General features: G+C 62.7%; 16 protein-coding genes. 5 read left to right on the top strand and 11 right to left on the bottom strand.

The genetic code is table 11. From position 1 onward, the window contains the following. From GTP45_RS24435 to GTP45_RS24425, 3 genes are read right to left on the bottom strand one after another with little or no spacing between them, the layout of a single operon-like run. Positions 1-1,224, bottom strand: a complete 1,224-nt coding sequence (locus tag GTP45_RS24435) for an ABC transporter permease (protein ID WP_229258610.1) — start codon at positions 1,222-1,224, stop codon at positions 1-3. Between the two features lie 16 nt (positions 1,225-1,240). Further along, on the bottom strand, positions 1,241-1,966 hold the full coding sequence (locus GTP45_RS24430; protein WP_371874506.1) for an ABC transporter ATP-binding protein: 726 nt from the start codon (positions 1,964-1,966) through the stop codon (positions 1,241-1,243). Continuing rightward, on the bottom strand, positions 1,963-3,192 hold the full coding sequence (locus tag GTP45_RS24425) for an efflux RND transporter periplasmic adaptor subunit (RefSeq protein WP_161016467.1): 1,230 nt from the start codon (positions 3,190-3,192) through the stop codon (positions 1,963-1,965). The genes GTP45_RS24430 and GTP45_RS24425 overlap by 4 nt, the downstream gene beginning before the upstream one ends. A 227-nt stretch (positions 3,193-3,419) precedes the next feature. On the opposite strand from GTP45_RS24425, the gene GTP45_RS24420 reads away from it, so the two are divergent. From GTP45_RS24420 to GTP45_RS24405, 4 genes are all read left to right on the top strand, one after another. After that, positions 3,420-4,118, top strand: coding sequence for a dienelactone hydrolase family protein (locus GTP45_RS24420; RefSeq protein WP_161016466.1), 699 nt, complete (start codon positions 3,420-3,422; stop codon positions 4,116-4,118). A 15-nt stretch (positions 4,119-4,133) separates the two neighbouring features. Continuing rightward, on the top strand, positions 4,134-5,093 hold the full coding sequence (locus tag GTP45_RS24415; protein ID WP_161016465.1) for an alpha/beta fold hydrolase: 960 nt from the start codon (positions 4,134-4,136) through the stop codon (positions 5,091-5,093). Positions 5,094-5,155: 62 nt separating this feature from the next. Then, entirely contained in the window at positions 5,156-8,557 is a 3,402-nt protein-coding gene (locus GTP45_RS24410) for an MHYT domain-containing protein (protein ID WP_161016464.1), read from the top strand. Then, the gene (locus tag GTP45_RS24405) at positions 8,554-9,552 is read left to right on the top strand and encodes a response regulator (protein WP_161016463.1); all 999 of its coding nucleotides are present in this window, start codon (positions 8,554-8,556) and stop codon (positions 9,550-9,552) included. The genes GTP45_RS24410 and GTP45_RS24405 overlap by 4 nt, the downstream gene beginning before the upstream one ends. Here the strand turns inward: GTP45_RS24405 and GTP45_RS24400 are convergent. From GTP45_RS24400 to GTP45_RS24365, 8 genes are all read right to left on the bottom strand, one after another. Next, positions 9,549-10,766, bottom strand: a complete 1,218-nt coding sequence (locus GTP45_RS24400; RefSeq protein WP_161016462.1) for an aminotransferase class I/II-fold pyridoxal phosphate-dependent enzyme — start codon at positions 10,764-10,766, stop codon at positions 9,549-9,551. The two genes, GTP45_RS24405 and GTP45_RS24400, sit on opposite strands and share 4 nt — an antisense overlap. Positions 10,767-10,845: 79 nt before the next feature. Beyond that, positions 10,846-12,207, bottom strand: a complete 1,362-nt coding sequence (locus tag GTP45_RS24395; RefSeq protein WP_161016461.1) for a HAMP domain-containing sensor histidine kinase — start codon at positions 12,205-12,207, stop codon at positions 10,846-10,848. Continuing rightward, positions 12,200-12,907, bottom strand: coding sequence for a winged helix-turn-helix domain-containing protein (locus tag GTP45_RS24390; protein ID WP_161016460.1), 708 nt, complete (start codon positions 12,905-12,907; stop codon positions 12,200-12,202). Before GTP45_RS24390 ends, GTP45_RS24395 begins: the two co-directional genes overlap by 8 nt. A 34-nt stretch (positions 12,908-12,941) precedes the next feature. After that, complete coding sequence (locus GTP45_RS24385) at positions 12,942-14,057, bottom strand: glycosyltransferase family 4 protein (RefSeq protein WP_161016459.1); 1,116 nt, start codon at positions 14,055-14,057, stop codon at positions 12,942-12,944. A 5-nt stretch (positions 14,058-14,062) separates the two neighbouring features. Continuing rightward, positions 14,063-15,229, bottom strand: coding sequence for a glycosyltransferase family 4 protein (locus GTP45_RS24380; RefSeq protein ID WP_371874505.1), 1,167 nt, complete (start codon positions 15,227-15,229; stop codon positions 14,063-14,065). Then, a complete protein-coding gene (locus GTP45_RS24375) occupies positions 15,226-16,131 on the bottom strand; it encodes an NAD-dependent epimerase/dehydratase family protein (RefSeq protein WP_161016458.1) in 906 nt (301 codons plus the stop codon). The genes GTP45_RS24380 and GTP45_RS24375 overlap by 4 nt, the downstream gene beginning before the upstream one ends. A 14-nt stretch (positions 16,132-16,145) precedes the next feature. Further along, entirely contained in the window at positions 16,146-17,189 is a 1,044-nt protein-coding gene (gene gmd, locus GTP45_RS24370; protein ID WP_161016457.1) for a GDP-mannose 4,6-dehydratase, read from the bottom strand. 175 nt (positions 17,190-17,364) lie between these two features. After that, the gene (locus GTP45_RS24365) at positions 17,365-19,683 is read right to left on the bottom strand and encodes an NADP-dependent malic enzyme (protein WP_161016456.1); all 2,319 of its coding nucleotides are present in this window, start codon (positions 19,681-19,683) and stop codon (positions 17,365-17,367) included. A gap of 310 nt (positions 19,684-19,993) precedes the next feature. Between GTP45_RS24365 and GTP45_RS24360 the strand changes: the two genes are divergently transcribed. After that, positions 19,994-20,395, top strand: a complete 402-nt coding sequence (locus GTP45_RS24360; protein WP_161016455.1) for a hypothetical protein — start codon at positions 19,994-19,996, stop codon at positions 20,393-20,395. Positions 20,396-20,408: the final 13 nt, after the last annotated feature.

Below are 20,408 nucleotides of genomic sequence, written 5' to 3'. Positions count from 1 at the left end.
TCACTCGTAGCGCAGGCAATCCACCGGCAGCAGGCGCGATGCCCTGCGCGCCGGATAGAAGCCGAAGAACACGCCCACCAAGCTGGAAAAACCGCAAGCCACGATCACCGCGCGCAAGGTGATGATGACGTCGAACTTGCCGGTCGCCGTAATCCCCGCCGCCGCGCCGCTGGCGAGCAGGATGCCGAAAATCCCGCCAACTAAACAGATCACCACCGCCTCGGTCAAAAACTGCAGCAGCACGTCGCGCGGCTTGGCGCCGATCGCCATGCGGATGCCGATTTCGCGCGTGCGCTCCGTCACCGACACCAGCATGATGTTCATGATGCCGATGCCGCCCACCACCAGCGAGATCGCGCCGATCAAGCCAAGCAGCAGCGCAATGCCGGCGCTGATCTTCTGCGCCGTCTCCGCGAACGACGCCAGGTTATCGATGCGGAAGTCATCCGGCTGATCGATCTTGATGTGGTGGCGGTCGCGCAGCGTTTCGTTGATGTCCTGGATCGCGTCCTGCAAATTGCCGCCGGACTTACCTTGCGCCACCACGTAATGCACATTGCCGGGGAACTGCACCTTCACCAGGTTGGCCGATGCCGCCGTAATGGGCACGATCACGTACTCGCTCAAGTCGCCGCCGTCCACCTGCTTGCCCTCGCCGTACAACACGCCCACCACCTGGAATGACACGTTCTCGATGCGGATGTATTTGCCCAGCGGATCTTGCTTGTAGAAGAACTGGTCGGCGATCTTGCGGCCGATGACCACCATGCGCGCGGCCGAGCGCACGTCGGCGTCGCTGAAGGCGCTGCCCTTGTCGACCTTCCAGCCGCGTATCTTGAACATGGCCGGCGTCACGCCATGTATCGTCTTCACCGCGTTCTCGTTGCCGACGGCGAGATTGAAGCCGCCTTGCAGCACCGGCGCCGCGCCGGCCAGCGATGGCAGTTGATCCAGCGCCGCCGCATCGCGGATGGTCAACGCCGGCTGCGCGCCACTGCGCATGCGCTGCTGCTGCGCGCGATCGCCGCCCGGTGAAATGAACAGCATATTGGTGCCCAGCTGTTCCAGTTCCTTGGCGATAAAGCGCTTCATGCTGTCGCCCACCGCCAGCAGCAGCACCACCGACGTAATGCCGATGATGATGCCCAACATGGTCAACAGCGTGCGCAGGCGGTTCGCCATCATCGAGCGAAACGCCTCTACGACGATCTGTAAAAAGTTCATATGCGTTTAATCTTCGTTATACCGTTATGGCGTTCATTTGCTGCAAGCCCTCAGCGGAAGGGCCGTCGTACAGCACGCGGCCGTCCTTGAGGCGCACCAGGCGCTTGCTGTAAGCGGCGATATCCGGCTCGTGCGTCACCAGCAGAATGGTGATGCCGCGCTCCTCGTTCAACTGCTGGAACGAGCGCATGATCTCTTCGCTGGTTTGCGTATCGAGATTGCCGGTCGGTTCGTCGGCCAGGATCAGCGGCGGATCGCCGACCAGCGCGCGCGCAATCGCCACGCGCTGCTGCTGGCCGCCGGATAGCTGGTTCGGCGTGCGCTTGGCCATCTCCTTCAAGCCCACGCGCTCCAGTTCCAGCAAGGCCTTGGCGTGCGCCCTGGAGCGCGATACGCCGGCGTAGATCAGCGGCAGCGCCACGTTCTCCGCCACACTCATGCGCTTGATCAGGTTAAAGCTCTGGAACACGAAGCCGATGGTGCGGTTGCGGATGCTCGCCAGCTCGTTGCGCGACAGCGTCAGCGTGTCGACGCCGTTGAGGAAGTAGCTGCCGCCGGTCGCTTGATCGAGGCAGCCGAAGATATTCATCAGCGTCGATTTGCCCGAGCCGGATTGCCCCATCACCGCGAGGAAATCGCCGCGCGGCACGGCAAGGTCGACGCCAAACAGCACCTGCGTTTCCACGCTGCCCGAGAAGTAGCTCTTGGTAACTTGACGGATATCGATCAGCAGCTCGCTCACAGCCCGCCCTCTTTCTCATTGACGATGGCGCGCGTGATGACCTGATCGCCCTTCTTCAAATCGCCGCCGACGATTTCGGTGTAGCGGAAGTTGGACAGGCCAATCTTCACTTCCATCGGCTTGGGCTGATTGTGCGCGTCCAGCGTGTAGATGCGGAACAGGCGCGCCAGGTCGGACTTGCTGCGGAAGCCAGCATCGTCGTCCTGCGGCGCGGCGGCATTGGCAGTTGCGCTTGCGGACGCCGATGCGGAAGCGGAGGCCGACGCAGCAAGCTTCTTCTGCCTCTCAATCTCTTCATCGCTCAAGCGGAAGCGCAGCGCAGCGGTTGGGATGCGCAGCACCTGCTGGCGATTGCCGACCAGCAGACGCACCTGCGCCGTCATGCCGGGCTTGAGCAGCTCCTCCTGGTTATCCACGTCCAGCACCACGTTGTAGGTCACCACGTTCTGCACCACGTTGGCGGCGAGGCGGAACTGGCGCATGCGCGCGCTGAATTCCTTGTCCGGGTAGGCATCGACCACGAAGCGCGCTTCCTGCCCTTCCTTGAGCGAACCGACATCGGCCTCGGAGACGCTGGTGTCGATCTGCATCTTGGTCAGATCACGCGCGATCTGGAACAGCTGCGGCGTGGTGAACGACGCCGCCACCGTCTGCCCCAGATCCACGGTGCGCTTGATAATCACGCCATCAATCGGCGCGCGGATCACGGAGTTATTCAAGTCCGCCTGCGCCCGCGCCAGCTGCGCCTCGGCCAGCTGGATATTCGCCAGCGCCACGTCGACCTCGCGCTTGGACTGATCCAGCGCCAGCGGCGAGATAAAACTCTGCGTCACCAGCGTTTGATTGCGCGAGTGCGTGGCCTGCGCCAGCCGCAGCGACGCGCGCGCCGACGCCAGCTGCGCCTCGGCCTGGCGTATCTGCGCATTGAAGATGGTCGGGTCGAGTTTCAGCAGCACCTGTCCCTTGGTCACGTGGTCGTTGAAGTCCGCCTTCAATTCGCTCACCGTGCCGGAAACCTGCGAGCCGATATTGATCAGCGCCACCGGATTAATGGTGCCAGTCGCCGTCACCGACTGCGTGATATTGCCGGTATCAACCGGCGCAGTGCGGAAACGTGGCGCTTCCACCACAGGGGTCTTACTTTTGGAATAGAAGGCGGCCGCAGCGCCGCCGATCACGAGCAGGCCGATAGCCAGCCCCAACTTCTTTTTCGTAAGGAAAGCCATTGTTTTCAGTGTGTCCCGTTGTGAGACCCGGCGATATGCGGGTCAGCCCGGCCAGTATCAGATAGTTTTATTATTAAAGCAACATGGCCATTTTCCCTCCCATATGGCGTAGACCTGCATACCTGCGTTGTGGGATATGCAAATTTGCAAATCGGCTTTGCAGGAATGTCCGTTCTCAAGCGCGCCTTTCCTGCCTAAGATGGCCACTCCAATCAACGGAGGACACCATGTCAGAAACCCTCACCATCAAAGTCGCCGACGGCAGTTTCGCTGCCTACGTAGCGCGTCCGGCCAACGCCGCCAGCGCTCCGGTGATCGTTGTGCTGCAGGAGATCTTCGGCGTCAACGCCGGCATCCGCAGCATCGCCGACGATTACGCCGCCAAGGGCTACATCGCCGTCGCACCGGACTTGTTCTGGCGCGCCGATCCCGGCCTCGATATGTCGGAAGCCGAACCCGGTGACTGGGCGCGCGGCTTCGCGCTGTACAGCGCCTACGATTTCGACGGCGGCGTGGGCGACATCGCCGCCACCGTGGCCGCGGCGCGCACGCTGCAAGGCGCCTCCGGCAAAGTCGGCGTCACCGGCTACTGCCTGGGCGGCCTGATGACCTACCTGACCGCAGCGCGCGCCGATGCCGACGCCTTCGTGTCCTACTACGGCGGCGGCACCGAGAAGTACGCAGCCGAAGCGGGCAACGTCGCCAAGCCGCTGCTGTACCACTTGGCCGAAGAAGATGAATACATCGGCAAGGACGCGCAAGCCATCATCACCGCCGCGTTCAAGACCAATCCCAAAATTGAGCTGCACAGCTACCCCGGTTGCAACCACGCTTTTGCGCGGCCGGGCGGCAATCACTACGACACTGCTGCAGCCACGCTGGCCAACGCCCGCACCGACGCTTTCTTTAAACAACACCTGTCTTAAACCAAGGAGAAAATCATGACTGACCAAACCAACCAATCCCGCCGTAACGCCATGGTCGGCAGCGCCGTTGCCGTCGCCGCCACCGCGCTGAGCGCCGTCGCCACCGAAGCCGTTGCCGCACCAGCGGGCAAAGTGACCAAGACCGCCAGCGTCGTCACCACCCGCGACGGCGTTGAGATTTACTACAAAGACTGGGGCCCACGCACCGGCCAACCGGTAGTCCTGAGCCACGGCTGGCCGCTGAATGCAGACAGCTGGGAATCGGCAGCCTTCTTCCTGGCGAATAACGGCTTCCGCGTCATCACCCACGACCGCCGCGGCCATGGCCGTTCGAGCCAGCCTTGGGACGGCAACGACATGGATCACTACGCCGACGACCTGGCGCAAGTGATCGAAGCGCTGGATCTGAAGAACATCATCCTGGCCGGCTTCTCCACCGGCGGCGGCGAAGTAGCGCGCTATGTGGGCCGTCACGGCACCAAGCGCATCGCCAAACTGGGCCTGATCTCCGCAGTGCCGCCGCTGATGCTGAAGACCGACACCAACCCGGACGGCCTGCCGATCGAAGTATTCGATGGCATCCGCGCCGGCTCGATCAAGGATCGCGGCCAGCTGTATCTCGATATCGCATCGGGCCCGTTCTACAACTACAACCGTCCGGGCGCAAAGCCATCGCAAGGCATCATCCAGGCGTGGTACGCACAAGGCATGCAAGGTGGTTTCAAAAACACCTACGACTCGATCAAAGCCTTCTCGGAAACCGACTTCCGCGAAGACCTGAAAAAGTTCGACAAGCCGACCCTGATCATCCACGGTGAAGATGACCAAATCGTGCCGATCAAAGCCGCTGGCATCGCCTCGGCCAAAATCGTCAAAGGCGCCAAGCTGATTACTTATCCAGGCGCGCCGCACGGCTTGACCGACACCCACAAGGACAAGTTCAACGCCGACTTCCTGGCCTTCGCCAAGTCGTAAAAAGTCGTAAAAACAAATACCGCCTCCGGGCGGTATTTTTCTGTGATAAGGTTTCCCTCACTATGATGGAAATCTTTTCACCGCCTACCGATCCGTCCCTGCTCCACTACGGTAACTACTCGCCGTTGCTGGTGATTCTCTCGATCCTCGTTGCCATATTCTCATCATGGATGGGATTACAAGTCGCCGCGCAAGCGCGCCTGGGCGGCACGCGCGGCCTACGCGCCATGATGCTGGCTACCGGCAGCCTGGCGCTGGGCTGCGGCGTGTGGGCCATGCACTTCATCGGCATGCTGGCCTTCGACCTGTGCATCGCCGTCGATTACGATCATGGCCTGACGCTGATCTCCGTGCTGCCCAGCCTTGCCGCTTCCTACGTCGCCCTGACGCTGATTAGCCGCCGGCGCCTGACCAAGGTATCGCTGATCAGCGGCGGCGTGCTGGTAGGCGCGGGCATCGGCGCCATGCACTACACCGGCATGGCGGCGATGCAGATGGAACTGGCGCAGCACTACGATCCGTTTATGTTCGGCCTCTCCATCGTGGTGGCCGTGGTGCTGGCGACGCTGGCCTTGTGGATCCGCTTCGGCCTGCGCGGCCTGCGCCTGCCGCGCGCGGTGCTGGGCGGCGTCAGCGCCACCGTGATGGGCTGCGCCATCGCCGGCATGCACTATACCGGCATGGCCGCAGCGCGCTTCGTCGGCACGCTGCCAATCGACGCAGCACCGCAGCAGAACTCCACCTTCCTCGCGCTGGCGATCACGCTGATTACCGTGGCCTTTACCATCTTCGTGATGGCGGCCAACGGCTTGCTGCGCTACCGCGAAATGTATCGCCAGCAGGCCGAGAGCGAAGCGTGGATGCGCGCCCTGCTGACCACCACCGTCGACGGCGTGATTACCGTGGATCGCGCCGGCGTAATCCATGAGTTCAACGCCTCGGCCGAACGCATCTTCGGCTGGCAGCGCGATGAAATCGTCGGCCGCAATATCCGCGTGCTGATGGCCGATGAAGAACGTTCGGAACGCGACGGCCTGCTCAACTACCTGCGCACCGGCGACGCCAGCGTCACCAGCAGCGGCAGCGAAGTGGTCGCCCTGCGCAAGGACGGTAGCAGCGTGCCGATACGCCGCGCGCTGGGACACGCGCGCATGGCGGAGCGCGATCTGTTTGTGCTGTTCATTACCGACATCACCGAGCGCCGCGCCATCATGCAGGCGCTGCGCGACAGCGAGCAGCAATTCCGTTCGCTGATCGGGAATATTCCCGGCATCTCCTTCCGCAGCAGCATGGCCTTCGATGCGCCGCCGCTGTTCATCAGCGAGAACGTGTGGCGCCTGGCGGGCTACCCGGCCAGCGATTTCGTCGGCGCCAACCGCACCCGCACGCTGTCCTCCCTGATCTGCGAGGAAGACCGCGAGCGCGTCGCGGCCGAAATCTCGCGCAGCATCGAGAATCTCGAAACCTACCAGATTGAGTACTGCCTGCTTCATGCCGACGGCGGCAAGCGCTTTATGTGGGAGCACGGCGCGGTCACGCAGGATGAAACGCATCCAGAGATCCGCTGGATCGACGGCGTGATCCTCGACATCAGCGAACGGCGCGAGATGGAGCAGCAACTGCGCGCAGCAAAGGAGACGGCGGAGCAAGCGGCGGCGGCACGCGCCAGCTTCGTCGCCAATATGAGTCACGAAATCCGCACGCCGATGAACGCTATTCTCGGTTTCACCGACGTGCTGCTGGATACGGAGCTGAGCACCGAGCAGCGCCGCCACCTCGATACGGTACGCAAGGAAGGCCGTTCGCTGCTACGCCTGCTGAATGAAATTCTCGATACCGCCAAGCTGGATAAGGGCGCGGTGGAATTGGAGCTTGATGATTACAGCTTGCTTGGTTTGATCGACGAGCTGGCGTCCACCTTCGGCAGCAATGCGCGCAGCAAGGGGCTGGTCATCGATATCAATTACGACGCCGCGCTGCCGGCATGGCTGCATGGCGATGAACTGCGCATGCGCCAGATTCTCGGCAACCTGCTGGATAACGCCATCAAGTTCACCTCGGCCGGCACGGTCAGCCTGCGCGCGTGCGAGAAGCAGGGGCAGTTGCACATCGCGGTGCAGGATACCGGCATCGGCATTGCGCCGGAACGCATCAACGCCATCTTCGATCCGTTCACGCAGGCCGATGCTTCGATGACGCGCCGTTTCGGCGGCACCGGCTTGGGCACCACCATCAGCCGCCAGCTGGTGGGACTCATGGGCGGCAAGATCTGGGCGGAGAGCACGCCGGGCGTGGGCACCACCTTCCATGTGCTGCTGCCGCTGGAGCCGGCGCGCAATGGCCAGTCGCAGAGCAATGAGCGCAGCGACTATCCGCTACCGCCGCTGCACATACTGGCGGCGGACGACGTGCCGCAGAACCTGGAGTTGCTGTCGCTGCTGCTGGCCAAGCGCGGGCACACGCTGGACAAGGCGCAGGATGGCGCGCAAGCCCTGGAGATGACCGCCGCCAAGCGTTACGACGTGGTGTTGATGGATATGCAGATGCCGCACATGGACGGCTTGGCCGCCACGCGCGCGATCCGGCAGCGTGAGATCATGCAGCAAGCCGGCGTCGCCGGGACGCCTGCCTTGCCGATCGTGGCGATGACGGCCAGCGTGCTGGCGGCGCACCGCGAAGCCAGTGCGGCGGCCGGCATGGACGGTTTTGCGTCCAAGCCGGTGGATTGGCACGCGCTGTCGCACGAGATTGCGAAGGTGCTCAAGTTGCCGCCGCTGCCGTCTGCACCGCCGCCGGCGGAAGCGCCGCGCCATCGCGTGCTCAATCAGAAAGCGGGCTTGCAACGCTGGGCCGACAACGAAGCGGCCTATCATCAGGCGCTGCACCGCTTTGTGGCCGACTACAGCACGTCGGCGGCGACGCTGGCCAAGCTGCTGTCCAACACCAGCGAAGTGCGGCTGGCCGAAGCGCAGGCATGGTGCCACAAGGTGCGCGGCGTGGCCGCCAACATCGGGCTGGAACAACTGAACGCCACGCTGGCGCAGCTGGAAAAGCTGTGCGGCTCGCCGCAGCACGACGGTGGCGAGGCGGCCGGTATTCCGGTCTCGCTGCAAACGGAGTTGGCGCAGGCGCAGCGCACGCTGGCGGCGCAGCTGGATGCAGCACTGAGTGCTATCCACGCCCTCGCCCCGCCGCGCGGCTCGCGCCTGGAGCCGCCGCCGCCGGCAGCGGTGTTCGATCCGGCCATCGCGCGCCAGAAATCCACAGCTCTGCTACCATTCCTGCAACGCGGCGCGCTGAATGACGCCGCCCTGACCGCACTGACGGCCGCCCTCACCGGCGCTCCGGCCGCGCTGGCGCAGCAGCTGAGCGCCGTGCAAGACGCATTAAACGATTTCGACTTCCCGCAGGCGCAAGCCGCACTAGAAGCACTGCTGGCCAGCCTGACCACGGAGTACCCATGAGAACCACACATCAACCCAACCAGCCGCAAATCCTCGTCGTTGACGATGAAGCGAGCAACCTGCAACTGCTGCGCCACATCCTGCAAGACCAATACCGCCTGCTGTTTGCCAAGGATGGCCCGCGCGCGCTGGAACTGGCCCGCACCGAACAACCGCAATTGATCCTGCTGGACGTCATGATGCCGGGCATGACCGGCTACGAAACCTGCAAGCTGCTGAAAGCCGATCCTGCCACCGCTGCCATCCCGGTCATCTTCGTTACCGCGCTAAGCGACACCGACGATGAAGTCATCGGCTTCGACGCCGGTGCAGTCGATTACATCACCAAGCCGGTCAGCCCGCCCATCGTGCGCGCGCGCGTGCGCAACCACCTGTCGCTGGTCGGCGTGGATGAATTGAAGAAGACGCGGCTGGAAATCGTCCAGCGCCTCGGCCTCGCCGCCGAGTACAAGGACAACGAGACCGGCCTGCACGTGATCCGCATGAGCCACTACGCGCGCATCCTCGGCCTCGCGGTCGGCATGACGGAGGCGGAAGCGGAAGACCTGCTGCACGCAGCGCCAATGCACGATGTCGGCAAGATTGGTATCCCGGACAGCATCTTGCGTAAGCCCGCAGCGCTGGACCCAGATGAATGGAAGATCATGCAGTCGCACGCCACCATCGGCGGCGACATCATCGGCAAGCATCAACACGGCATGCTGGCGATGGCCTACGATGTCGCCGTTACCCACCACGAAAAGTGGGATGGCAGCGGCTACCCGAATGGTTTGACCGGCGAAGAAATCCCGCTGGTCGGCCGCATCGTCGCGATTGCCGACGTGTTTGACGCGCTGACTTCCGCGCGCCCTTACAAGGAGGCATGGCCGGTGGAGAAAGCCGTCGAGCACATGGAAGCACAGCGCGACAAGCATTTCGAAGGCCGGCTGGTAGACCTCTTCTTTAAACAGATGCCCGCGCTGCTTGAGATCAAGGAACGCTGGGCAGAGCATTAGTTCAGGCGTTCGCCGCGTCCCGCAAGGCGCGCCATCACGCTCACCGCGTGATCGATCTGCGCCTTGGTGTGGCCGGCGTTCATCATGAAGCGCAAGCGCGCCTGTCCTACCGGCGCCGCCGGGAACTGGATCGAGTCCACATGCACGCCCTCGGCGCGCAGCTCCACTGCGTAGCGCTGGCAGGTCTCGGCATCGCCAATCAGCACCGGCAGAATCGGCGTGGCGGTCGAAATAATCGTGTAGCCCAGCGGCTCCATGCGCTCGATGAAGTAGCGCTGGTTGTCCCATAGCCGCTGGCGGCGCTGCGGTTCCTCTTCCAGAATATCCAGTGCAGCCAGCAGCGCTGCCGCTTGGTCCGGCGGCGGCGGGCAGGTGAAACCGTAAGCGGAACTGGTCAGGCGGATCACGTCCCCTACTTCCTTCTCCACCGCGACAAAACCGCCGATGGAGCCGAGCGCCTTGCTCAATGTCCCCATCTGCATGATGTTAGAGCTATAGCAGTTGAAGTGCTCCGAGGTGCCGCCGCCATTAGCGCCGAGGATGCCGGTGGCGTGCGCGTCGTCGATGTACAGCAGCGCGCCGTAACGTTCGGCCAGCGCCACCAGCTGCGGCAGCGGCGCTATCGTACCCTCCATGCTGAACACACCATCGCTGACGATGATCGGCGTGGTGCCGTCGGCGGCGCCGGCTTGCAGCAGCGATTCGAGATGATTCATATCGCAATGGCGGTAGTTGTAGCGCAGTGCGCCCGACATCTGGATGCCTTCGCGGATCGAGATGTGGTTGTACTCGTCCGAGTAGTAAGCGTACTTGTGGCGCTTCTTCGGACGGAAGCCGTGCAGGCGCGCCAGCGTGGCCGCCTTCACGATCGACGACAGCACGCCGATGTTGGCCATATAGCCGGTCACGAACAGCACCGCATCGCTCTTGTGCTTCAAGGCGCCGAGGCGCCGTTCCAGCTCGCGGTAGACCTCCAGATCGCCGCCCAGCAAACGCGATTCGCAATTACCCACGCCGTAGCGCTCCAGTCCCTGCTTGGCTGCAGCCACCAGCCGCGGGTGATTCGCCAGCGCCAGGTAGTTATTGGTGCTGAACGAAACCACCGTCTCGCCCTCGGTAACGAAGGTTGGATCGGGCAGCGTGCTGTGCACCGACGAGTCGTGGTAGATGGGATGGTGCTGTAGCCAGCTGGCGATATCGCTTAAGTCGTGCATGATGTGGAGAGCCGAAGATAATCAGTCCATCATAGGACTGGGCGGCTTTCCACAAGCTTGCGGTCACATTACGAATTGGTTAGCCGGCCGGCGCCAGGGGCAGCACGATGCGCGCCACCAGTCCCGGTGCGCCGTCTTCCAATACCAGCTTGCCGCCGTGCGAGGTGGCGGTGGCGCTGACGATGGACAGGCCCAGGCCATTGCCTGGCATGTGGCGGCTTTTATCGAGACGATAGAAGCGCTGGGTGACTTTATCGCGCTCGCCTTCCGGGATGCCGGGGCCATTGTCGTGCACCGCGATCGACGCGTCGCCAAGATACAGGCCGGCGCGCACGTGGATGATGGCGCCGGGGCCGGCGTACTTGATGGCGTTGTCCAGCAAGCTGGCGACGGCGCTGGCCAGCAGATTGCGGTCGCCGTCCACGTACAGCGAATCCGGCGCATCGACAGTCAGCTTGATGTTGCTGTCTTCCGCAATGGCTTCGTACATCTCGCCGATGTCTGCCACCACGCGGCCCAGATCCAGGCGCTCGAACAAGCGGCCGCGCATGCCCGATTCGGCTTCGGCGATTTGCAGCAGGCGCTCAAATAAACGGATGAGATCATCGATATCGTCAATCGCGTCTTGCGATGCAGTGGACAACGCTGGCACTGTCATTTCATGACGCAGCGCGTCGTCCAGGCGGCCGCGGATACGGCCCAGCGGCGTGCGCAAGTCGTGGGCGATGGCATTGGAGACGTGGCGTATGCCTTCCATCAGCAACTCGATGCGATCGAGCATGCGGTTGATGTCGCGGTTAAGCAGCGCGAATTCGTCGTTGCCGGTGACGGGAATGCGCGGACTCAAATCGCCAGCCTCGATCTGCGCCGCCGTGCGGCGTATCTCTCCCAGCCGCGCTTCAATCGAGCGGCGGAACAGCAGCGCACCGGCGATAGTCAGCATCAGCGACACGCAGGCGCCGGCCGCCAGCGCGCGCCAAATCACCTCGCGCACCGCTTCTTCTTCGCTTAAATCACGGCCGACAATCAGCGTGCCGCCATCATCCAAAGGCCGTATGTACAGGCGCGCCGGCGAGCTGCGGCCGTTGCGCAGCACGGTGGTGGTGACGAAATCGTCGGCGTCTTCCACGCTGGGCCAGGAACCGAGATTGCCGCCGGCCGGCGTGCCATCGGCATTGAGGATCTGGAAAATTTCGCGGTCGCTATCGATGCCGTCGCCCAGTTGGCGGTGCACCTCGGCCAGCAAGGCGGCGCGGTGGCCGCCGCCGATATTCGCCAGCAGGCGCTCGGTTTGCGCCTCGATTTTGCCGTCGATGTTTTGATCGATCACGCCGATGGTGCCGCTGTAGAACACCAGCGACACCGCCACGATCGACGCAATGCCCAGCAGGCCGTAGCCTAGCACCAGCTTGGCGGCAATCGAGGTGCGGAGTTTAAACACCCGCCTGCTCCGCCTCGTCCGGCGGCGTCACGCCCATGCGGTAGCCGACGCCGCGCAGGGTGTGGATCAGCATTACCGGGAAGTCCTTGTCCACCTTGGCGCGCAGGCGCGATATCTGCACGTCGATCACATTGGTCTGCGGATCGAAGTGATAGTCCCACACCGATTCCAGCAGCATGGTGCGGGTCACCACCTGGTTCTCGTTGCGCATCAGGTATTCGAGCAGGCGGTACTCGCGCGGTTGCAGCGTGATCACCTTGTTACCACGCGTGACACGCAGCGTGCGCAGGTCGAGCCGCAGATCGGCCACTTGCAGCTGCGTGCTGTCGGCGCCGGGCGCGCTACGGCGCAGCAGCGCTTCCACGCGCGCCAGCAGTTCGGAGAAGGCAAATGGTTTCGATAGATAGTCGTCGGCGCCGCCGCGCAAGCCGGTCACGCGGGCGTCGATGGTGGTCATGGCGCTGACGATGATGACCGGGGTCTGCTTGCCCAGCGCGCGCAGCTTGTCGACAATGGACAGGCCGTCGATACGGCCCGGCAGCATGCGGTCAAGGATGATGATGTCCCAGTCCTCGCTGGTGGCGTAATCGAGTCCGTCCGGGCCGGTGGCGGCGGCGGTCACGATGTAGCCGGCCTCGCGCAAGCCCTTGCAGATGTAGTTGGAGGTTTCGGCTTCGTCTTCAATCACTAAGCAGCGCACGCGATTCTCCGGGATTCAGTGGTGAGACGGTATTTTACCTTGGCTTGGCGGCCAGCTCGCGGTACAGCGCATGGTAGTTCTGGGCCATGGTCTCGGCGGTGAACAGTTCCCAGTAACGCGCTTCGGCGCGGCGGCCCATTTCTGCCGCCAGTTCCGGGGTCTCCCACAGCTTGCGCATGGCCGCGCCCAGCGATGCAGGATCGTCGGGCGGCACTACCAGGCCGGTATCGTTGTCGATATTAATGTAGGTGGTGCCGGTGCCGATCTCGCTGGAGATCATCGGCTTGCCGTACATCGCGCCTTCCAGCAGCGAGATGCCGAAAGCTTCCGAGCGCAGATGCGATGGGAACACCATGGCGTAGCTCAGTTCCAGCAGCGCCGCCTTGTCTTCCTCTTCCACCGCGCCGATGAACTGCACGTGGGTCAGGCCGAGACGCTGCGCGTGTTCCTTCAGTTCCTGCTCGATCGGGCCGGCGCCGACGATCACCACCGGGTAATCGACATTGGCCATCGCATCCAGCAGGATGTGCAGCCCTTTGTAGTAGCGCAGCACGCCGACGAACAGGAAGAAGCGCTCGCCGACTTGCGCGCGCCACTTGGCTTTCAGTTGTTCCGACGCCACCGGATAGATCGACTTGTCCAAGCCGTAGGTGATGGTGCGGGTCTTGTGCGCAAAGCGCTTCAGCACCGGCGACGAAGCCAGGTAGTTGGGCGACGTCGCCACCACCGTGTCCACGCTGCGCAGGAAGCGGCGCTTGAGCGGGCTATACACGCGCAGCAGGTTTTTCTGGCGCACGATGTCCGAATGGTAGGTCACCACGCTAGGCTTGTTAATGCGCGCCATGAAGTGCGCCAGGTCCATGAACGGCCACGGGAAGTGGTAGTGGATCACATCCGCCTTGCGCGCCAGGCGCGCCAGCTTGCGGATCGCAGCAAACGAAAAACCGGTCGAAGCGACTTCAAAATCCAGCGGCACGCGGTGCACGATGTGGCCTTCGAATTCAATCTCGGATGGGCCGCTGCGGCTCAGCGTCAGCACTTCGTTGGTCACACCAAGGCGGCCCGTGCCCACGCACAGCTGGCGGATCACTTGTTCGATACCGCCCCACGTGTCGGGATAGTAGGTCTTGTAAAAATGGAGGACACGCATGATGCTTACTTTTTCAGTACTTCGTGATAAACGGCGACGGTGCGGCGTGCCGCTTCATCCCAGGTCAGTTCCAGCGCGCGGCGATGGCCGGCGGCGATGCAGCGTGCGCGGACAGCGTCGTCGCGCGCCAGCGTGGTCATGGCGGCGGTGATATCGCCGACCGACAGCGGATCGAATTCCACTGCCGCGCCATTCGCCACTTCCGGCAGCGAGGTGGTGTTGGAACAGGCCACCGGCACGCCGCTGGCAAAGGCTTCCACCAGCGGCAGGCCGAAGCCCTCGTGCAGCGATGGGAAGATGAACGCGCCGGCGCCGGCGTACAGGTGGCGCAGCTGGCGGTCGTCGGTCAGCTTGTCGAGCCAGATCACGTTCTCGCCGCGCTGCTGCGCATCCTTGATGCGCTTGACCAGCTCCTCGCTGCGCCAGCCGGCCTGGCCGACGATCACCAGTTGGCGCGCCGAACGCAGCACCGGCGGCAGCGCCAGATAGGCTTCCAGCAGGCGCTCAACGTTCTTGCGCGGCTGTAGCGTGCCGACGAACAGGAAGTAACCTTCGCGAAGGCCATGCAGGCCTAGCGTGATGTCGCGCTCTTCGGCCGACGGCTGATCGAACCAGTGCGCGGCCACGCCGTGATGCACCACGCTGATTTTTTTCTCGTCGACGCCGAAATACTCGACCAGTTCGCGGATCGAATAGTGCGACCCGGTGATCACATGCTGCGCCTTGCGCGCGGCCTTGGCCTGCAGCCAGTTCTTCAATTTGCGCATCTTCGGGCTGGCCCATTCGGGATGCGAAATCGGCAGCGCGTCGTGCAGCGTGGCGACCACCGGGCAGTCCATGCGCACGATGCGGTAATCGGTGGCGTGGAAAATATCGATCGGTGCAGCGCCTTTGCCCAGCGCCACGCGGGTGCTCAGGTGCACCGACGACGGCAGGATCAAATCGCCGAGCGTCGCCAGCGGAAAGGACAGCGGCAGCGCGCGGCCCAGTTGCAGCTTGCGCGCGTCGCCGTGCGGCGCGAACGACAGCGGCAGCACGTCCACGCCGGCATGCGGCAGATGTTCAAGCAGGGCACGGCTATACACGCCCAGGCCATCAAGGCGGCCGCCGGTCAGCAGCGGTTCGGCCGTCGTTACCGACAGGCCAACGCGCACGGTAGCCTGGGTGTTCACGCTGAATACATCCAGCGCAGGGTGTCGGCCAACGGCACCACCGACAGCGGGCCGGTCGCCGCCACCAGACGGCGGTTGCTGCCCACCAGGCGCACCACTTCATTGGCGCGCACGAAAGCAGGATTAACGTGGACGTTGATCTTGTAGCCGGCGATATCGGCCATCATGTCCAGCGCCTCGCCCAGCGAGTAGGCGTGGCCGGAGCAGATGTTGAAGGCGCCTCCAATGGCAGCAGGAGCGGCCAGCAGCTTGCGGTAGCTGGCTGCGACCATGCGCACGTCGGAAAAATCGCGCCACACATGCAGATTGCCGAGTTCAATATCGGCAGCCTTGCGGCGGAAATGCGAGACGATTTTCGGCAGCAGAAAATTCTCGTGCTGGCCGACGCCGGTGTAGTTGAAAGGACGGACGATAATCAGCGGCAGCTTGTCCTGCCACAGGCGCGCCATGTATTCCATGGACAGCTTGCTGACCGCGTAATCGTTGGCCGGTGCTGGCGGCACCTCTTCGCCGATCACGCCGGCGTCGCTGTTACCGTAGATATTGGCGCTGGAGGCCAACAGCACGGCCGACGGCTTCTTCGCCAGTGCGGCCAGCGCTTCCAGCAGATTGCGGGTGCCGACCACATTGACGCGATAGATTTGATCGACGTCGCCGTGCGCCACGAAGGCGATGGCCGCAAGGTGGGCCACCACGTCGGGCTGCACTTCCTGCACCACGGCGGCAAGGCCGGCGCGGTCATTCAGGTCAACTGCGTATTCGTTCGCGCCCGGCGCGTGGCCGGGCGTGATGGTGCCGAAGACCTCATAGCCTGCGTCGCGCAATTCCTGCGCGACGTAGTGGCCGGTGAAGCCGGACAAACCGGTAATCAGGGCGCGTTTGCCCGCACCTTCAGCAGCCATAAGGTCTCCTTGGATTAGAACGAGAAGCCGGCTTTATTGCGGCGCAGGTCAGCTTCCACCATCATCTGGCACAGTTGTTCCAGCGTGGTCGAAGGCTTCCAGCCCAATTCCTTGGTGGCCTTGGCCGGGTCGCCGATCAGCAGTTCCACTTCCGCAGGGCGGTAGAACTTCGGATTGACGCGCACCAGTACTTTACCGGTTTTCTTGCAGGTGCCGATTTCGTTGTCGGCCGAACCGCTCCACTCCAGCGAGACATCAACGGCCTTGAAGGCCATGCTGACGAAGTCGCGCACGGTTTCGGTACGGTTGGTGGCCAGCACGTAGGTGTCCGGCTGGTCGGCTTGCAGAATGCGCCACATGCCTTCCACGTATTCCTTGGCAAAGCCCCAGTCGCGCTTGGCGTCGAGGTTGCCGAGTTCCAGCACGTCCAGCTTGCCGAGGTGGATCTTGGCGACCGAGTCGGTGATCTTGCGGGTGACGAACTCGCGGCCGCGCAGTGGCGACTCGTGGTTGAACAGAATGCCGGACGAGCCGAAGATGCCGTAGGACTCGCGGTAGTTCACGGTCATCCAGTGGGCATACAGCTTGGCCACGCCGTACGGGCTGCGCGGGTAGAACGGCGTATCTTCTTTCTGCGGCACGGCTTGCACCTTGCCGAACATTTCCGAGGTCGACGCTTGGTAGAAGCGGATCTTCGGATTCACGATACGGATCGCTTCCAACAGGTTCACAGGGCCGACGCCGGTGATCTCCGCAGTGGTGACCGGCTGCTCGAACGACACGCCGACAAAGCTCTGCGCGGCCAGGTTGTACACCTCGTCCGGCTGCGCGGTCTGGATCAGTCGGATGCTGGAGCTGAGGTCGGTCAGGTCGTACTCGACCAGTTTCAGGTTCGGATGCGACTGGATGCCCAGTTCCTCGATGCGCCAGAAATTGACCGAGCTGGTACGGCGGTAGGTGCCGGTGACTTCATAGCCTTTTTCCAGCAGCAGTTCTGCCAGGTAGGCGCCGTCTTGGCCGGTAATGCCCGTAACCAGGGCTTTTTTTGTGTTCTGCATGGTGAATGACAAGTCCAAATCGTGGGTAATCTATACGTAGCCCGATATTGTAACAGAGCGCTACATGAGCATTTCTAACGAAAACCCTCGTTTTACATCACTTACATCTTGTTACAGGGGAAATAAAAAAGCCGGTTACCCACCGAAAGGCGGCAACCGGCCCTCTGAAACTAGCTTAAGCCTTGCGCTGGGCGACGGCGTCGACCACGCACAGCGCGGTCATGTTGACGATGCGGCGCACGGTGGCCGACGGCGTCAGGATGTGCACCGGCTTGGCGCAGCCGAGCAGGATCGGGCCGACCGCGATGCCGTTGCCGGCCGCCGTTTTCACCAGGTTGTAGGCGATGTTGGCCGATTCGATGTTCGGCATCACCAGCAGGTTGGCGTCGCCGGTCAGGGTCGAACCCGGCATGATCTGGTTGCGCAGTTTCGAGTCCAGCGCGGTGTCGCCGTGCATCTCGCCGTCCACTTCCAGCGACGGGTCGCGCTGCTTGACCAGTTCCAGCGCGGCGCGCATCTTCAGCGCCGAGGCGCTGTCCGACGAACCGAAGTTGGAGTGCGACAGCAGCGCGGCGCGCGGCGACAGGCCGAAGCGGCGCATTTCTTCCGCAGCCATGACAGTGATCGCGGCCAGTTCGTTGGCGTCCGGGTTTTCGTTGACGTGGGTGTCGACCATCACCAGCTGGCGCTGCGGCAGCACCAGCACGTTCATGGCGGCGTACACGCATGCGCCTTCGCGGCGGCCCAGCACCTGGTCGATGTAGTGCAGGTGCAGCTGGGTGGTGCCGAAGGTGCCGCAGATCATGCCGTCCGCATCGCCCTTCTTGATCATCATGGCGCCGATCAGGCTATGGCGGCGGCGCATTTCCAGCTTGGCGTACTCTTGCGTCACGCCCTTGCGCGCGGTCAGCTCGTAGTAGGCTTGCCAGTAGTCGCGATAGCGCTCGTCGTGGTCTGGATTGATGACGTCGAAGTCGACGCCCTGCTTCAGGCGCAGGCCAAATTTGGTGATGCGCGATTCCAGCACAGCCGGACGGCCGACCAGGATCGGGCGTGCCAGTTTTTCATCAACCACCACTTGCACCGCGCGCAGCACGCGTTCTTCTTCGCCCTCGGCGTAGACGATGCGCTTGTAGTCCAGCGGTGCTTTCTTGGCCACCGCGAACAGCGGCTTCATGAAGGTGCCCGAGCGGTAGACGAACTGTTGCAGGCTTTCTTCGTAGGCTTGCAGATCCTTGATCGGACGGGTCGCCACGCCGGAATCTTCGGCAGCCTTGGCCACGGCCGGCGCGATCTTGGTCAGCAGGCGAGGATCGAACGGCATCGGGATCAGGTAGTCCGGGCCGAACGACAGGTTGGTGAAGCCGTAGGTGGTGGCCACGATGTCCGACTGCTCGGCGTGCGCCAGCTCGGCAATCGCGTGCACCACGGCGATTTCCATCTCGCGGGTGATGGTGGTGGCGCCGCAATCGAGCGCACCGCGGAAGATGTACGGGAAGCACAGCACGTTGTTGACCTGGTTCGGGTAGTCCGAGCGGCCGGTGCACATGATGGCGTCGCCGCGCACGGCCTTGACCTCTTCCGGCAGGATTTCCGGGTTCGGATTGGCCAGCGCCAGGATGATCGGGTTAGGCGCCATGGCTTTCACCATGTCTTGCTTCAGCACGCCGCCGGCCGATACGCCGAGGAAGATGTCAGCGTCCGGGATCACCTCGGCCAGGGTGCGGGCGTCGGTTTCGCGGGCGAAGCGTTCCTTGTCCGGGTCCATCAGCTCGGTGCGGCCCTTGTAGACCACGCCGGCCAGGTCGGTTACGTAGATGTTTTCCAGCGGGAAGCCGAGGTCGACGATCAGATCCAGGCAGGCCAGCGCTGCCGCGCCGGCGCCGGAGACCACCAGCTTGCATTTCTTGATGTCTTTGCCGACCAGCGAGATGCCGTTCAGGATGGCCGCGCCCACGATGATCGCGGTGCCGTGCTGGTCGTCGTGGAAGACTGGAATCTTCATGCGCTCGCGCAGCTTGCGCTCGATGGTGAAGCATTCCGGCGCCTTGATGTCTTCCAGGTTGATGCCACCGAAGGTCGGTTCCAGCGCGGCGATCACTTCCACCAGCTTGTCTGGATCCTGCTCGTTGATTTCGATGTCGAACACATCGATGCCGGCGAATTTCTTGAACAGTACGCCCTTGCCTTCCATTACCGGCTTGGCCGCCAGCGGGCCGATATTGCCCAGACCCAGCACGGCGGTGCCGTTGGTGATCACCGCCACCAGGTTGCCGCGCGCCGTGTATTTATAGGCGTTGGCCGGGTCGATGACGATTTCTTCGCATGGCGCTGCCACGCCCGGGGAGTACGCCAGCGCCAGGTCGCGCTGGTTGGTCAGTTGCTTGGTCGGCGTAACGCTGATTTTGCCTGGTGTCGGAAACTCGTGGTATTCCAGCGCCGAAGCGCGTAATTGTTGACGAATTGCTTCTTTTTTCTCAGGTGACGAATCCATGCTTTACAGCCTTCCCATATTTTTGCGATCGAAGGCCTATGATTTTATCAGACCAGTTCTTGCCATTTAGTAGGTATTTTCACCAACGGCAAGCAGCGTTATCAGCATTTTTTATGAGCATCCCGGACGTTAGCCGAATTTTTGCGGCAATACCCCATGGATAGGCACAACATAATCAATTTTCCGATCTAATTGCGTTTTACTATCGATTGATGAAATTTGATTGAAATTACTGATTTTTCACCATGTGAACCGTAGCAGTCTGCAATTCGGCTAAGCTAAAAGAATCAGCCGTTCAAAGGAGAAGTCCATGTCCGCCCTGATTGTTTCCAAGCGATTGCCCGAACCGGCCGGCGCCTCGTCCCAGGGCGCGGCGTGGCAACAGCTGCTGCACTGGCAGGAAAACGGCCAGCAACTGGCGTTCGTCTACACCCGCTCGCTGGGCGGGCTGATTCATACTGGCCAAGGCAAGCTCGATCAACTGACCCTGGATGCCGCCACCATCGAGGCCGGCGCCAGCAAGCTCTACATCGTGCTGGCCGGCGCCACTTACGAGGCCGGGCCGCAGCTGTTCTTCACGCCGAACTTGCTGAGCCGCTTCCACGTCAATGGCGTGGCGGTGCGACTGGCCAATCACGACTGGCTATTCCTGTCCGACGAGTCACTGCCGGCGATCGGCATGGAAAACCTGCAAAAGCGGCTGGAGCCGTAGCGGTACAATACCG

The organism is Duganella rivi, from assembly GCF_009857435.1.
GTDB lineage: Bacteria > Pseudomonadota > Gammaproteobacteria > Burkholderiales > Burkholderiaceae_D > Rugamonas > Rugamonas rivi.
The sequence above is the reverse complement of the archived record's forward strand: the minus strand, read 5'-3'. Positions and strand labels throughout refer to the sequence as shown.

Bases quoted from the DNA above. Each gene is read 5' to 3' on its own strand.
- GTP45_RS24435 (WP_229258610.1), bottom strand. From the start codon at position 1,224: ATGAACTTTTTACAGATCGTCGTAGAGGCGTTTCGCTCGATGATGGCG.
- GTP45_RS24425 (WP_161016467.1), bottom strand. From the start codon at position 3,192: ATGGCTTTCCTTACGAAAAAGAAGTTGGGGCTGGCTATCGGCCTGCTC.
- GTP45_RS24420 (WP_161016466.1), top strand. From the start codon at position 3,420: ATGTCAGAAACCCTCACCATCAAAGTCGCCGACGGCAGTTTCGCTGCC.
- GTP45_RS24415 (WP_161016465.1), top strand. From the start codon at position 4,134: ATGACTGACCAAACCAACCAATCCCGCCGTAACGCCATGGTCGGCAGC.
- GTP45_RS24410 (WP_161016464.1), top strand. From the start codon at position 5,156: ATGATGGAAATCTTTTCACCGCCTACCGATCCGTCCCTGCTCCACTAC.
- GTP45_RS24405 (WP_161016463.1), top strand. From the start codon at position 8,554: ATGAGAACCACACATCAACCCAACCAGCCGCAAATCCTCGTCGTTGAC.
- GTP45_RS24400 (WP_161016462.1), bottom strand. From the start codon at position 10,766: ATGCACGACTTAAGCGATATCGCCAGCTGGCTACAGCACCATCCCATC.
- GTP45_RS24385 (WP_161016459.1), bottom strand. From the start codon at position 14,057: ATGCGTGTCCTCCATTTTTACAAGACCTACTATCCCGACACGTGGGGC.
- GTP45_RS24375 (WP_161016458.1), bottom strand. From the start codon at position 16,131: ATGGCTGCTGAAGGTGCGGGCAAACGCGCCCTGATTACCGGTTTGTCC.
- gmd (WP_161016457.1), bottom strand. From the start codon at position 17,189: ATGCAGAACACAAAAAAAGCCCTGGTTACGGGCATTACCGGCCAAGAC.
- GTP45_RS24365 (WP_161016456.1), bottom strand. From the start codon at position 19,683: ATGGATTCGTCACCTGAGAAAAAAGAAGCAATTCGTCAACAATTACGC.
- GTP45_RS24360 (WP_161016455.1), top strand. From the start codon at position 19,994: ATGTCCGCCCTGATTGTTTCCAAGCGATTGCCCGAACCGGCCGGCGCC.